Annotated in this window: 12 protein-coding genes and 2 pseudogenes; 6 read left to right on the forward strand and 8 right to left on the reverse strand. The window is 66.9% G+C overall.

Going from position 1 to position 13,925, the window contains the following annotated elements; translation table 11 throughout:
- The first annotated feature begins 1 nt into the window (after window position 1).
- Both ACMCNK_RS19795 and ACMCNK_RS19800 read left to right on the forward strand, forming a co-directional pair.
- The gene (locus ACMCNK_RS19795; protein ID WP_412737881.1) at window positions 2-1,543 is read left to right on the forward strand and encodes a carbamoyltransferase C-terminal domain-containing protein; all 1,542 of its coding nucleotides are present in this window, start codon (window positions 2-4) and stop codon (window positions 1,541-1,543) included.
- A 99-nt stretch (window positions 1,544-1,642) separates the two neighbouring features.
- Window positions 1,643-2,695, forward strand: a complete 1,053-nt coding sequence (locus ACMCNK_RS19800) for an alpha/beta fold hydrolase (protein WP_412737882.1) — start codon at window positions 1,643-1,645, stop codon at window positions 2,693-2,695.
- 24 nt (window positions 2,696-2,719) lie between these two features.
- Here ACMCNK_RS19800 and ACMCNK_RS19805 read toward each other — a convergent pair whose 3' ends face one another.
- From ACMCNK_RS19805 to ACMCNK_RS19820, 4 genes are read right to left on the reverse strand one after another with little or no spacing between them, the layout of a single operon-like run.
- Window positions 2,720-3,628: a glycosyltransferase family 2 protein gene (locus tag ACMCNK_RS19805; protein ID WP_412737883.1), complete on the reverse strand. Its 909-nt coding sequence runs from the start codon at window positions 3,626-3,628 to the stop codon at window positions 2,720-2,722.
- The gene (locus ACMCNK_RS19810) at window positions 3,622-4,275 is read right to left on the reverse strand and encodes a hypothetical protein (protein ID WP_412737884.1); all 654 of its coding nucleotides are present in this window, start codon (window positions 4,273-4,275) and stop codon (window positions 3,622-3,624) included. Before ACMCNK_RS19810 ends, ACMCNK_RS19805 begins: the two co-directional genes overlap by 7 nt.
- Before the next feature lie 35 nt (window positions 4,276-4,310).
- On the reverse strand, window positions 4,311-5,435 hold the full coding sequence (locus ACMCNK_RS19815; protein ID WP_412737885.1) for a glycosyltransferase: 1,125 nt from the start codon (window positions 5,433-5,435) through the stop codon (window positions 4,311-4,313).
- Between the two features lie 32 nt (window positions 5,436-5,467).
- The gene (locus ACMCNK_RS19820) at window positions 5,468-6,703 is read right to left on the reverse strand and encodes an arylsulfotransferase family protein (RefSeq protein WP_412737886.1); all 1,236 of its coding nucleotides are present in this window, start codon (window positions 6,701-6,703) and stop codon (window positions 5,468-5,470) included.
- 254 nt (window positions 6,704-6,957) lie between these two features.
- Between ACMCNK_RS19820 and ACMCNK_RS19825 the strand changes: the two genes are divergently transcribed.
- Window positions 6,958-7,845, forward strand: coding sequence for an FkbM family methyltransferase (locus tag ACMCNK_RS19825; protein WP_412737887.1), 888 nt, complete (start codon window positions 6,958-6,960; stop codon window positions 7,843-7,845).
- Here ACMCNK_RS19825 and ACMCNK_RS19830 read toward each other — a convergent pair.
- The 4 genes and pseudogenes from ACMCNK_RS19830 to ACMCNK_RS19845 form a co-directional block, all read right to left on the reverse strand.
- The gene (locus ACMCNK_RS19830; protein ID WP_412737888.1) at window positions 7,842-8,309 is read right to left on the reverse strand and encodes a transposase; all 468 of its coding nucleotides are present in this window, start codon (window positions 8,307-8,309) and stop codon (window positions 7,842-7,844) included. The two genes, ACMCNK_RS19825 and ACMCNK_RS19830, sit on opposite strands and share 4 nt — an antisense overlap.
- A pseudogene (locus ACMCNK_RS19835) lies at window positions 8,285-8,668 on the reverse strand (ISAs1 family transposase); the annotation flags it as partial. The gene ACMCNK_RS19830 and the pseudogene ACMCNK_RS19835, both read right to left, overlap by 25 nt.
- 53 nt (window positions 8,669-8,721) lie before the next feature.
- Window positions 8,722-9,009, reverse strand: a pseudogene (locus tag ACMCNK_RS19840) (transposase family protein); the annotation flags it as partial.
- A gap of 518 nt (window positions 9,010-9,527) precedes the next feature.
- Window positions 9,528-10,451 carry a transposase family protein gene (locus tag ACMCNK_RS19845; protein WP_412737889.1) on the reverse strand — a complete coding sequence of 308 codons (924 nt, stop codon included), beginning with the start codon at window positions 10,449-10,451 and terminating at the stop codon, window positions 9,528-9,530.
- 288 nt (window positions 10,452-10,739) lie between these two features.
- Here ACMCNK_RS19845 and ACMCNK_RS19850 point away from each other — a divergent pair, with 288 nt between their 5' ends.
- From ACMCNK_RS19850 to ACMCNK_RS19860, 3 genes are read left to right on the forward strand one after another with little or no spacing between them, the layout of a single operon-like run.
- Window positions 10,740-12,563, forward strand: a complete 1,824-nt coding sequence (locus ACMCNK_RS19850) for a calcium-binding protein (RefSeq protein ID WP_412737890.1) — start codon at window positions 10,740-10,742, stop codon at window positions 12,561-12,563.
- A 33-nt stretch (window positions 12,564-12,596) separates the two neighbouring features.
- Entirely contained in the window at window positions 12,597-12,908 is a 312-nt protein-coding gene (locus tag ACMCNK_RS19855) for a transposase (protein WP_412737891.1), read from the forward strand.
- A complete protein-coding gene (locus ACMCNK_RS19860) occupies window positions 12,905-13,831 on the forward strand; it encodes an IS3 family transposase (protein ID WP_412737892.1) in 927 nt (308 codons plus the stop codon). The genes ACMCNK_RS19855 and ACMCNK_RS19860 overlap by 4 nt, the downstream gene beginning before the upstream one ends.
- Window positions 13,832-13,925 lie beyond the last annotated feature (94 nt).

Genomic DNA, 13,925 nt, shown 5'->3' on the forward strand with positions numbered 1-13,925 from the left:
CATGGCAATCAAGCCCGGACACGACGGCTCGATCGCCGCGGTTGAGGATGGCCGGCTGCTCTGGTGTCTGGAGTCCGAGAAGGACACCTTTCCGCGGCGCGTGGCGCTGACGCCGACCACGGTCCTGGCCGCGGCGGAAGGTCTCGGGCGGATTCCCGACGTCGTCGCTCTCGGAGGGTGGGAGAAGCCGCGAATCGGCGGAGCCATCGGAGCCGGTTACGAGGGAGTGGATACGGTCCAGCGGAGCACCGTGCGGTTTTTCGGCAAGGACGTCGAACTGTTCAGCTCGTCACACGAGCGCTCCCACCTGATGATGGCTCTCGGCATGGCGCCGCACAACGATTCCGATCTAACCGCTGTGCTGGTCTGGGAGGGCGTCTCCGGCGTGTTCCACCTTGTCGACCGGGAGTGGCGGGTGGTGCGGACGATCCCCGTATTGAGCGCCCCAGGCGAAAGGTACGCGTTCCTTTTCTCGCTGGCCGATCCGACGTTCCCAGACCGCGGCCGGACCGCCCGGCAGGACGGCAGCGGCAAACTCATGGCCCTGGCCTCCTACGGGAATCCGGACGACGCTGACGCGGACATCATCGCCGCTATCGACCGCCTACTCAAGATCGACGACCTCAACCCGGCGCCCAAGGGCGACTTCGCCGACACGGTGCTCTACAACGCCGGCGTCGAATCGGAGGCCACGAAGACCGCGGCCGCGCTGCTCAGCCGGCGTCTTTTCGAGACGTTCGCCGCCGCGGCGCTCCACGAGATCCCGGCCGGGCTGCCGCTTCGCATCTCGGGCGGCTGCGGACTGAATTGCGACTGGAACGCCGCATGGCGCGACCTCGATCATTTCAGCGACGTGTTCGTCCCTCCGTGCACGAACGACTCCGGCTCGGCAATCGGCACCGCCATCGACGCATTGGCACACCACGGATCGATCCAGCCGCTGGATTGGGACGTCTATTCGGGCCTAGAGTTCGTGTACGACTGTGTGCCGGATGCGTCACGTTGGCAGCCGGTCCCGCGCAACGACACCGAGCTGGCCGCGGCCATCGCCTCCGGCCGGGTCGTCTCGTGGGTGCAGGGGCGCTGGGAGATCGGTCCGCGGGCGCTCGGGAACAGGTCGCTGCTCGCCGAGCCCTATTCAACCGCCACCCGGGACCGGTTGAACTGGATCAAGCAGCGGGAGGACTACCGGCCGATCGCCCCGATCTGCCGCGAGGAGGACTTGGCCGACGCGTTCGTGGAAAGCTTCCCAGATCCGTACATGCTCTACTTCCGTCGCGTACGCTCTCCGCGCCTCGGCGCGGTAACCCACGTCGACGGATCGGCTCGCGCCCAAAGCGTCACTCAGGCCAGCAACCCATCGGTCTATTCGCTGCTGAGCGCGTTCGCCGAGGAGACCGGCATGGGGGTGCTCTGCAACACGTCGCTCAACCTCAACGGCCAAGGTTTTGTCAACCGAATGTCCGACCTGATCCGCTACAGCGAGGCGCGCGGGATCGACGACATGGTGGTGGGGGACGTGTGGTATCGACGCTCGCGATGACCGGCGGCAGGCCCGCCGTGGCGCGCGCATCGGATCCCTCGCCACGTACACAGCCGTCCCCGCGCCGATAACGGCGCCGCCCGATCGGAGACCACAGTCGTGACATCCGGACACAACAATCCCCGCGATGCCCTGGAAATGCAGGTGCAGGGCGTATTCCAAGACGTTCTGGGGGCTCGGTCGATCGGCCTAGAGGACGACTTCATCAGCCTCGGCGGGAACTCTTTCCTAGCAGCGGTCGCCGTTGACGAGTTCGAGCGGCTGCTCGGCGCCAAGATTTCGCTCAACGACTTCCTGCAATGTGGATCGGTGGCCCGGATAGCATCGCTGCTGCGCACCGGACCCCTGCGGCGCAGCCATACGGTGATCCGGTTGAGCGCCGGCGGCGGAGGCGCGCCGGTGTTCGCGTTCCATCCGCTGCCGGGGACGGTCCTATGCTACCAGCCGCTGGCCGACGCGCTGGGCGATGATCACACCGTGTGGGGCCTCCAGTCCCCCGGCATCGAATCCGACGACCCGCTCGCCACGGACATCGAGACGATGGCGGCGACCTGTGTCGCCGCCGTCCGGCAACAGGTCACCGTCGGCCGGTGGCATCTCGTCGGCTACTCGATGGGTGGGCTGATCGCCTTCGAGGCAGCCCGTCAGCTACGCCTCGCCGGCGAAGATGTCGGCCACGTCGGGCTGATCGATACGCCGTTCCCGACCAAAGATCTCCCGCCGCCGGGCGCTGTGATTCGGACCAACGCCATCCGTACGATCGCCCAGTTCATCCTGCGCGTCGACGTCGATGCCGCGGAGATGGCCGAACTGTCGCACCGCGACCAGATCACCCGGCTCGTGGGCCTTGGGGTGGCTGCCGGCACCCTGCCCCCCGACTACGATGCCACGCACCTCGAACGGTGGCTCCGGGTGCGCATCGCAAACCGCACGGCGGAGTCGGCATACCGGCCGACGGCCTATCCCGGTCCTGTCACCGTCTATCGCGCCCGGGCCGCCGGCGACTACATTGGTCAGTCGCGGTGGCGCCGTATCGCCGGCGAAATTTCGGTGGTCGATGTCGATGCCGAACACCTACACATGCTCAACCATCCCTATGTCGACCAGATCAGTGTTCCACTTACCCGAGCGCTCGGCGAAGCCGACCGGTGAACCGCCATCCGACCGACCCGAACGTCAGCTGAAGAACCGCGGGATGTCGGCGAGATCTGCCGGAGCGTTCGCCGCCATTCGGGTGTGAACGTACTTGAGGACATTGTCGAAAAGCAGGTTCGGCATCCGCCGCTCCCGGGCGACGAGCTGGGAGCGGTAGTCCTCGAACGCGGTCATCCACGCGCGGTAGTGCAGGACCTGAGGGTCGTCCGAGAACCATTTGGAATGCACATGTTCGCGCGTCGTGGCGAACCGCGTGGGCGAGGCCAACTGTGCCTCGCTTACCAACCCGCGAACCGACGGCATCTGGTGATACACCGAGGTCAACTCGTCGACGAACGAGACCCTGTAGCCCAGCGTGCTTGTCAGCGCCAGCCACAGGTCCCAGTCTTCGCACACCTCCAGCGACTCGTCGAACCGGACGCCCGAGTTCCGGAAGTTACGCACGATCACGGATCCGGTGTGGATGTAGTTCACTACGAGCAGGACGTTGTAGTCGTAGGGATAGGCTTTCACCGCAACGTCGTCCGGGAGGCACACCGGCGGCGCCAAGCGGCTGTCCGACACGGCGGCGCCGAGATACACGAAGTCCGCCTCGTCGCGGTCGAGCACCTCGCATCCGGCCGAGATGTGCCGGGGCAGGAAGATGTCGTCATCGTCGAGGAACGCAATGTAGCGGCCCTCGGCCCGGTCGATCGCGACATTCCGGGCGGCGGCCGGACCCGCGCCCTGACCGTACTCCACAATCCTCAGAGTGACCCGGTTGTTCATCGACGCGTAGCGTTGCGCGTCGAGCGCCGTCGGGCCGTCGTTGACGACGATCACCTCGACGGGGCCAACCGCCTCCTGCGCTGCGACGCTTCCCACGGCCATTTCGAGCAGATCTTCACGTTCGAACGTGGGGATGATCACACTAAGTTCGGGAGTCACCATCCGAAGAGTTCCGCAACGGCCGATGCGAGATCCTCTTCGCTCATGCTCGGATCGACCTCGATGACGTTGAGATCGAGCTCGCGCGCCTCGCGACGGACCCGTTCGGTGAACATGTGGTCCCTGGTCAGCAGATTATCCAGCGCCCGCTCGGGATCGGTGGTCTTTCCGGCGATCGTCCACATCGAGCCGCGACTCTCGAACGCCGCCAGCCGGAACTCCGGCGTCGGCAACAGCCACACGGCGTGACTGCGGACCGTCAGCAACGGCTCGACGAGGTTGGGCAGAAGCCGAAATCCTTCGGCGATCGTCGGGACATCGCGCGGAACCGCCCGAAGATCATCGATGATGAGACCGAAGCCCTCGCCGTGATACCAGTGGAAGGTGTCCAGCATCTCGGCGGGGGTGCGCGTCATCCACCGCTCGTCCATATCCATCGCCATGAATTTGGCGAGGTACGGACTCTCGATCGCGTTCGTGCGCTTCTGGTGCTCGGTCATGAGCTCATCGGTCACGTAGGTTCGCGCGCCGTACCGAGCCGCCAGTGCACGGGTAGTGGTCGACTTACCAGCGCCGCTCCCGCCGCCGATCCAGTACACGTGCTCAAGCCCGCGGCCGTTACCCGAATTCGGTCCCTGTTGTGCGTGCACCCTGTGCCTTCCTATTGATTCCAGCAGTCGCGGATTCAGCGGGAGCCCAGCGACTTATACAGCGATACGTACTTGAGCGCTATTGCGTCCCAGCCGAACTCGGCCAGTCCGGCCGCATCGGCTGGTGCGACGTCGCCGTCGAGGGCGCGGGCGATTTCCCGCGACATGGCGGGTATGTCCCGGGCGGTCACCCATGGAACCGCCGGGAACCGGGTGGTGATCTCGGGGACGTGTTCCGTGACCAGCAGCGGGGCCCGGCAGGCGATCGCCTCCAACCCCACCATGCAGAACGTTTCCAGATCGTCGGACGGGACAACCGTGACGTCGCACGCGCGGAAGTACTGCGGCAGGTCATGGTGGGGCACGAAGTCGATGAACCTCACCATGTCGTCGAGGCCGAGATCCCGGCTCAGCGACCGCAGGCTCTCCCTAAGCGACCCGGTGCCGACAATGAGCAGGCGGGGCCGCGACGGGTGGTCGCGGAGCAGTTCAAATGCCCGGATGAGCGACTCCACGTTTTTGTCCGGCGTGAGCCGGCCCACGTAGAGCACGATTCCGCCCCCGCCGGCGAGGCCCAGGTGGTCACGGGCGGCGGCCTTGTCACCCGGGGTGAAGTGGTCGAGGTCGATCCCCGGTGGGATCACGCCGACCGCGGGCAGACCCACCCTCGCGAGCTCCGCCTCCTGCGCCTGCCCGATGGCGACGATTTCAGTGTTGCGGCGTAGACGGCGCAGCCGCCGAGCCAGAGCGCTGTCCGCCTGGCCGTCGTCGGTGTCTGAACTCCACCGGCGTACGCGCCCCCAGTGCGTCACCACGATCGGGCCTTCGATGGCGGAGATCAGCGTTTCGGCATCTTCCAGGCCCTGGACGTGAATGACGTCGACGGGGTGCGCGCGGAGCAGGCGACGAACGGTGGAAAGCCACCGGCGTCGGCGCCAGCGCCGGCCCATGTCCCGGATAGGCCGCGGACCGCGCCGAAGTAACCGGTCCAGCCATTCCGGCCAACGAAAGTGGATCGGCTCGACGCCGTCGAGCCCATCCAGGTACTTCATTCGCGGGCCGCCTACGAACAACCGGACCTCGCTGCCGCCGCGCGCAAGGAAACGGGCCAGTTGAACCATCCCGATCTGGCCGCCGGGCACTCCGACGCCGCCGGGCACGCCAGCCTGGCTGCGCATAATCATGAAAATCTTCACGCGACGGCTCCCGTCAGTACGTCACCGGCGGACCAGTTGGATTGCAGCCGCGCCACGACGGACGCCGGTACGTGCGTCATCCGGTAGATGGAGACCCGTCCCGGCTTCGTTCCGAACAGATCCGCCGGCAACGCAAGCCGCCACACGATGGCCCCCGCCATCGTCACCTCGAAGGCCCGTCCGGCGGTGGAGTCGGTGACCAGGAGGTTGCCGTTCGGAAGCTCTTCGCAGCCGCCGGCGAGCGGGCAGAAGAATGACTCCGGGGGCGTCGCCGCCCACGTCCACGTCACCTCGCGTGTGACCGGGTCGATGATAAGCAGGCGGGTGCTGCCCCGGCTCACCCCATTGTCGAACACGAGCACCCGACCGTCGCTCAGCACTGAGGGCTGATGCGGCCCGGAAAGCTCGTCGCGGCCCCACCACCACCGCACCCGCCGGCCCACTGGATCGATGACGGCGACGATGTTGAGTTCGCGCATGCAGACCATCACGTCACCGCGATGCCACCGGCCGGTGGGATGAGCGTCGAGGATCTCCAGCGTGTTGGTGTGCAGAACGTCGCATGGGGAACCGGGCAAGCCCCGTAGGCGGCGCAGGGCCTGCCTGGTCTCGCCGCTATGCTCACCTGTGGCGAGGATCGCGGCGGTTTCCCGGACATCCTCCGGACAGGTCCCGGGCTCATCCGACGGCCAGCCGCTCGCCCGGAAGGCCGCGGCACGCCGCAAGATTTCCGCAACGACGACCCGACAGAGCTCGGCATCCGTGAGCAGGATCTCGTAGATCGAGAGTTGTGACCCGATCGTTCCGTCGGCACGGACAGTGGTAATGAGGTTGTCGAGGATGACGTGGTCCCGACCGCCGGCCGTGACACGCCGGGGCTCCTCGGCCAGCACGAGAACATCGCCGGTCGGGCCGAGCGCCACATCGTGATGAGCCGCGACATCGCACGACCACTCCAGCGACGAGTCCGGCGCGAGTTTCAGAAGCGCCTTAAGCGGGACAATCGCATACAGATTGCCATCGGCATCCGCCTCTACGTGGTTCCAACCGCGAAGGTAGCTCGGCGGGTTGTCCTCCGGCGCGGGTTGCCCGGCCGCGTGAGTCCACGAGTGAATGATGCCGCCATCCCCGTCCACCAGGAAAGCAGCCGGCGTGGGATACCTCGACGACGGCGAGAAGAGAAAGCCATCCGGAGCGTGCGCTGCCGCTGACGGAGCGGGCTTCTCGGACATGACGCTGGTACCTCTCCATGGCTATCGATGCCGATAGGACACCCTATGGTGCGGCAAGCAGGCACCCTACCGGACCGCTGTTCCGTGCGTCTGTCCACGCCCGAGGCGGTTTGCCGTGCGCCGGGCCGATGGTCCAAAGTCGCTCGACCCGCCTTCGTTCGTTATCGTGCGTTGTCGTCGCGGGGCCAGGGCGACCCTGCCGGTCGCATGTCACGGCGCCCCGGTGTACCAAGCAAATCGATGGAAGGCGGCGCGTGTCCGACATTCAAGGCACCGGGGCGGGCTGCGCGCCTGAGCACGCCGAGGCGGTCAAGGCCAGCGTGCTGCTTAGCCATGACCTATCGATGCTGGCCACCGCGGCGAAGTACGACCTTGACCGCCGCGAGGATCGGGTCGCTTCGAACGTCGCCTTAGTGGAGCTGTTCTTCCGGATCGCCAGCCTGGCGGGCGTCGATCTGTTCGTCGAAGCGGGAGCAAAGGAAGCATCCGCGAGTCAGCGCGCGACGGCCGAGTTGGCAGCGGCCCGGGTGGTCGCCTTCGAGGCCAACCCCTACAACTACGTGCGGTACGCGCCGTCGAACGTTAGCGCCGGAATCGAGTACCTCGGTTACGCGCTCACCGATATGCCGGGCCCAGTCACCTTCAACGTGCTCCGCGACGACGCCGGCAACCCGTTGGCCAATGGTCGCTCGTCTCTCCTCAGGCGCCAGCGCGAAGGGGACCAACAGCGCGGTTTCGAGGAGGTCACGGTCGAGGGTGTCACGCTGGACGGCTTCTTCGCCGACACGTCGTTCGACCGGGCGGCCATCTGGGTCGACGTCGAGGGCGCATGCAGGATGGTCTTGAACGGCGCCCGGCAGTTGCTCGCCCGTACCTCTGTCGTCTTCATTGAGGTCGAGGAGATGAACTGGTGGGGTGAGGGACATTGGCTACGCGAGAGCGTTGTCTCGTTCCTCTACGACCTCGGGCTGGTGCCAGTGGCCCGAGACTTCGAGTATCTGCACCAGTACAACATCGTCTTTGTGCGCGATACGCTCCTGCGGGCCCCGACGCCGATCCGGTGGGAGTTGACGCGCTTCGCGTCGCGCGCAATAGACGGCGGCCGGATCCGACCGGGGCCAGGGCCCCGGCAAAGTCGTTAGATGAGGCCGAGAAGTGCCAGCGGGCGGCTGCTATCGCGGGCGTGGTAGCGGTTGGCGGCGGCGATGTTGGTAGTTTCCGCGGCGTGTAGCGCTGCGATGGCGGCGTTGCGCAAGGCGGCCATGACTTGCGGGCCGGTGCCGGTACGGATCTGGGACCGGTCTTCGTCGTAGGTGACGTCGCGGGCCCAGTGGATGCTGTTCTCAATCGACCAGTGGCCGCGGATCCAGGCTGCGAGTTGGACGGGTTTGGCCTGGTGGACTTGCAGGTCGGTGATGGCGTAGACGGTCTCGGTGGTGAAGCGTTTCGGCTGATCGAGGCGGCGTCTGCGGCGTCGGATCTGCAGGGCTTGGGCGGCGTTCGGAAGTCGATGCCGGTAGAGACGGTCAGGATCTTCAGAGTGCGGATCTCGCGGCGGCCGTGTCCGCGGTCGTCGTCGCGGTGGGCGTCCGGGACCTGCCGCCACGGTAGTCCTGCGAGCTGTATATGCAGGTGGGGCTGGTTACCTTTCGCGGTGAGGATCCAGTTGGCGCCGCGTTCGGCGAGGTACGTGGTGTGGTCACGCTGGCAGTGCAACGCGTCCGCTGTGACCACCACGCCGCGCAGGTCGCCGATCTGGTCAAGCAGCGGCCGGAACCGGGTGATCTCATTGGTCTTGTTGCCGCCGTCGGTGCTGGCCAGGACCGTTTTCGTGTTCTGATCGCACGCTGTGAGGACGTGCTGGGCGCCAGTGTCGGCAGTGCGTGAGCCGCGCAGCGACTTGCCGTCGACAGCATCGCCCGGCGGCCACCGGGTGGGCCGGCCGAGGCGCGGCCGGCGAGCCAGACGCCGATGGCCGCGGTCAGCAGATCCGGATCCAGGGCCTGCAAAAGCCGGCGGATCATCGCTTCAGAGGGCCGCCGGTCCGGGGCGATTCCCACGGCCAGGACGGTTGCGTCCGGCACGTCGGCGACCCATTCCGCGATGGCGGTGTACGAGCGGTATCCGGCGACCACCGCGCACACCGCTGCGGTCACCACCACCGTCAGCGGGTGCCGCACCCCGCGCCGGGAACGAGGATCCGGCACTTCGGCAAGCGCGGCAGGAAGCCCACCAGCGGTTTCCGGCACGGTCAAAGCCAGTGCGCAGGACAGGGACGAGATCAGCGATGATGGCAGCGCGGGCATTACTCACTTCGGATGATCAGCATGGCGTAGGAACCTTGATGATCTTCTGAACCGGTCATGCCCGTCTTGCTATCACCACCCAAGGCGCTTCCACTCTGATCAACTCAAGTCGGACATCCGCACGACTTTGCCGGGACCCTGGACCGGGGCTGACCCAAACCCAAGCTGACCACACGGCACTCACCCATCCCAACGCCGGACGGTCAAGGCGGCGGGCATTGCATGTTTGCAGCGTTCTACATAATCGCACGCCTGCGGTTCCCCCCACTTACCCCCCGAAAACTCCTGCCAGCCGTTGACTATGCGCGGCAAATGATGATCATCACCTCAGCGCGTTTGTGCAGCTCAACGCCAGCGCACGACAACGAACGACAACCCCATAAGCGGAATGGTTCCCAAGAAGAGGTCGCCGGTTCAAATCCGGCCACCCGACCAGCAAGTAAGGCCCCGGTGAGACCTCGTCCCACCTGGGCCTTCGTCGTGCTCTAACGACCTGGTGCGCAGTAGTTGATGGCGTGTTACCAGGTGAGGCCGGCGGACCTGTCCGAGACGAGGCCGGCGATGGCGTTGATGGTCTCGGGGAGTAACTCGCGGCGGCCGGTGAAGCGTTGCAAGACGCGCCACCATTTCAGCTCCGCGATGGCGTGTTCGACCGCGATCCGCTGCGAGGACTGGCGTTTGCGGTCGTGTTCCCAGGCGGCCTGCTGCTCGGTCGGTGCCCCGGGTCGCAGCTTCAACGGCGGCGCGGACACCTGGTCGTGGTGGTCGCGGGCCAGCCCTTGATAGCCGGCGTCGACCAGGACCTTGACGCTCGGGTAGGCGTCGAGCAGTGCGTCGACGCCTTCGACCCGGGCGGTGGTCACGTCGTGCATGCGGCCGGGGCGAGTCGCGCCGCACCACAGGATCGCGCCGTGGTGGTCGGCGGCGAGGGTGGTCTTGATGGTGTTCTGTTTGAGCTTGCCGGACACGAACGCTTTGCGGCCTGGGCGCCCTTGCCGGGGGCGGCGTACCCGGATCTCGGTGGCGTCTATGCGCAGGGTGACGCCTTCGGCGGCGGCGTAGGCGAACACGTCGGCCAGGGTGTGCAGCCGCGTCCCGGCGGGGGTGGCGAATCCGCGTCGGGCCAGCAGCGGGCGGATCTGTGTGACGGCGCGGGTCACCGTGGCCCGGTCGACGCCGTATGCGACGGCGAGGGCGGCGTGTGGGATCGCCAGGCGTAGGTGGACCAGGGTGATTACGACTCGGTCGGTGAAGCTCAGCCGGGGTCGGCGGCCGGCTCCTGGCTTGCGGATCCTGGTCCGGGTGCGGCGGGCGTGCAGCCGGTCCTCTCGTGCGGCGGTCCAGGCGGGTAAGAGATCGGTCAGCAGTAGGCCCAGGTGGTTGCGGCTGAGGCCGGTGAAGGCACAATGGGCGAAGGCCGCGCGGATGGTATTGATCGACACAATCAACACATCTGCGCGGCCGTCTATGTCTCGGTCAAGCCGCCACGCCAACGGGCTCTACTGCGCACCACGTCGTAAGTGATCTGGCTGTTCGGCGTCGGCCGAGCTCTCGTCGCCTTCCGGCGCCTCCGACCGCACCAACCTCCCCCATTCGGGTAAGTCCGGCATATCTACATGGATCCCATCGGTGTCGTCGCGGTGGGTGCAGCGGCCGATCACCGTACGCACAATTGCAAGGTTCTCCGGCATGTCTTGCCGCCGGCGCCGCGATCAGGGAGATGCAGGTACATGGCGGAAACGCGAAAGCAGCGTGGCTCGCGTAGCTCGGTCCGTGCCGGTCGTCCGGTCTCGGGTTGGTCGCGGGCCGCCGGCTTGCTGGCGTCCGGCGTGGCGATGACCCTGGTCGGCGCCCTGAACGGCATGCAGCCGGCGGCGGCCGCGGCGCCGAGCACGACGATCAGCGGCCACCGCCTGAAATGCACCATCGTGGGAACGTCCGGAAATGACCGGCTGGTCGGCACCAGCGGCCGCGACGTCATCTGCGGCCGCGGCGGCAACGACGTGATCTTCGGCGGTGGCGGCAACGACGTGATCGCGGGCGATGGCGGCAACGACACGATCTACGGCGGTGACGGCAACGACGTGATCGCGGGCGGGAACGGCAACGACCGGGTCGACGCAGGTACCGGCGGAGACAACGTCAAGGGCGGCGACGGCAAGGACCGGATCGATGCGGGCGCCGGCAACGACAAGATCACCGGCGGCGGCGGCAACGACACCATCGATGCCGGTGCCGGGAACGACAGCGCGGGCGGAAACTCGGGCAACGACACGATCGACGGCGAGGAGGGCGACGACCACCTCGACGGAGGAAGCGGCACGGACCACGTGGAGGGTGGAACCGGCGTCAACTCCTGCCGGCCCGACCCCCGGGACCGGACGTCGTGTGATGACCGGCGCGCGCCGGTGATGCATCTCGAGACGGCCAAGTGGCTCAGGCCGACGATCAACAACTCGGCCATGCACGAACTGGTCTTTCAGGTCCGTGTCACGGACGACCGCTCCGGTGTCGCCGGCGGCTCCGTCACGGTCTCCGGAGGCCCGGAAGGCTGCTGCCCCAAACAACGGTTCTTTCTCCTGGGCCTCGGACACAACATCGTCTCCGGTACCCCCAACGACGGAATCATGCAGTTCACCGTGGACCTTCCGGCCGGAGTACCCGTCGGCGAATGGCATGTGGAAGGCGCCAACCTGCGTGACCGCACCAACCGGCGGACATCCCTGCAGGGTCCCAGCGGCTTCCCGACGTTCACGGTGACCGGAATCACGGACACGCAGGCCCCCGTGGTGGATACCGCCTCGGTCCGGTGGGACGGGCCCCCGACGATCGACAACCGAACCGGGGCTGAGATGCGTGTGTTGGCGCACGTCACCGATGACCGTGCAGGCGTCTCGGACGGCGCTGCCACGCTGTGCGGCCCGAACTCCTCCGGCATCCGGCTCCCGTTCGCGAACCTAGTCTCCGGCACGCCCACTGACGGCGTCTGGAAGTTCTACGTCTATACGTCCTCGCGCTGGATGATGCCGGGCGAATACCGGCTCTGCCACATCGAGGTGCAGGATCAGGTGGGATACCACAGCGGGGCGGACATCGTGGGAGGCTCCACCGTGACCCTCACCGGAGTGGTCCCCGCCGGCCAGCCCGGCGGCGGCACTGGCGGTGGCACCCCGCCGGACACGACAGCACCGGTCATCGACTTGTCCAGCCTCCGGTGGGTGACCCCCACCGTCGACAACGGCCGCGACCAGACGCTGCGGCTGCAGATGCGGGTCACGGACGGTGGCTCGGGCGTGAAATTCGTCAGCGCCTTCGTTCGGGACTCGAGCGGGGTCGAGGCCCCCCTGGTCACATCGCGCCGACTCGTCTCCGGCACCGCCAAGGACGGAATCTGGGAGACCACCGGGACCCTGCCCGCCTCGTCCCCGAGCGGCGAATGGCACATCTTCTACCTGGAGGCCCGGGATGTCGCCAACAACGAAATCACGGTTGAGAACCCCGCGAACACGCCAGCCCTCACGGTGAGTTCCCCCCGCTTTCATGGAGCTTCTTGATCATGGTCTGATGGCCATGGGGAGGAAGCATCTGTGGCGGCACCGAAGAAATATCCCGACGAGCTGCGAGCGCGTGCGGTGCGCTTGTACCGCGAGTCGGACCCGAAACCGGTCATCAAGCGCCTGGCCGAGCAGCTCGGTGTGCATCCGGAAGCGTTGCGGAACTGGATCCGGCAGGCCGAGGCTGACGCGGGTGAACGGCATGACCGGCCGAGCACGGAGATGGCCGAGGAGAACCGGCGGCTGCGGCAGGAAGTCGCCGAGCTGCGCCGGGTCAACGAGATCCTGCGCGCGGCCAGCAGCTATTTCGCCTCGGAGCTCGACCCGACCCGGCGACGGTCATGAGGTTCATCGACGAACACCGTGACCGGTACGCGGTCGCGCTCCTGCTACGGGTCCTGAACATCGGCGAGTCGACCTACTACCAGTGGATCCGCCAGGCCGAACGGCCCTGCGACCGGGACCTGGTCGACCTCGGCCTGCTCAGCAACATCCACGAGATCTGGGAAGTGTCCGGCCACACCTACGGCGCGGACCGAGTGCACCGGCAGCTACGCCGCGACGGGATCCGGGTCGGCCGCAAACGTGTCGAGCGGTTGATGGCCGCCCAGGGCTGGCAGGGTGCGTTCCTGCGGCGCGGCTGGCGGGGCGGCTCGACCCGGCAGGACCCGGCGGCGACGCCGGCGCCGGATTTGGTGAACCGGGACTTCACCGCGACCGGCCCGAACCGGTTGTGGGTGGCCGACGCGACCCGGATCCCGTGCGGTGAGGGCGTGTTCTGGCTGGCCGCGGTCCGGGACGTGTTCTCCCGCCGGATCGTGGGGTGGAAGACCTCCGACCGTTGCGACACCGACCTGATCCTGGCCGCACTGGAGTACGGGATCTGGTCGCGTGATGTCCGCGATGGTGAGTTGATCCACCACAGCGACAGGGGTTCGAACTACACGTCGTTCCGGTTCGCGCAGCGCTTGCAAGACAACGGGATCCTGCCCTCGATGGGCTCGGTCGGTGACAGCTTCGATAACGCGCTGATGGAGAACTTCTGGTCCACCCTGAAGGTCGAACTGGTCTACCGCACGAGCTGGCGGACCCGCGACGAGGCCGAGAACGCGCTGTTCACCTACATCGATACCTGGTACAACACCCGCCGCATCCAGCGAGAACTCGGCTACCTCAGCCCTGACGAGTACGAGACGACCTGGCACACCCAGCAGGCCGACCACCGCGAGCCCGATATCATCACCCCTGCCCCAGCCGGCGGCAGGTAACCACCGCTCCATCAAAGCGGGGGAAGCTCACGGTGACCCCGCCGGCATGACGGGATCAGCGGCGCCGTTCCCGGCTTCGGCGGCTCCCCTGGCA

This window comes from Krasilnikovia sp. MM14-A1259 (assembly GCF_047159535.1).
Taxonomy (GTDB): Bacteria; Actinomycetota; Actinomycetes; order Mycobacteriales; family Micromonosporaceae; genus Actinoplanes.

Excerpts from the sequence above, each read along its gene's own strand:
- ACMCNK_RS19795 (WP_412737881.1), top strand. The coding sequence starts at position 2 with ATGGCAATCAAGCCCGGACACGACGGCTCGATCGCCGCGGTTGAGGAT.
- ACMCNK_RS19805 (WP_412737883.1), bottom strand. The coding sequence starts at position 3,628 with ATGGTGACTCCCGAACTTAGTGTGATCATCCCCACGTTCGAACGTGAA.
- ACMCNK_RS19820 (WP_412737886.1), bottom strand. The coding sequence starts at position 6,703 with ATGTCCGAGAAGCCCGCTCCGTCAGCGGCAGCGCACGCTCCGGATGGC.
- ACMCNK_RS19850 (WP_412737890.1), top strand. The coding sequence starts at position 10,740 with ATGGCGGAAACGCGAAAGCAGCGTGGCTCGCGTAGCTCGGTCCGTGCC.
- ACMCNK_RS19860 (WP_412737892.1), top strand. The coding sequence starts at position 12,905 with ATGAGGTTCATCGACGAACACCGTGACCGGTACGCGGTCGCGCTCCTG.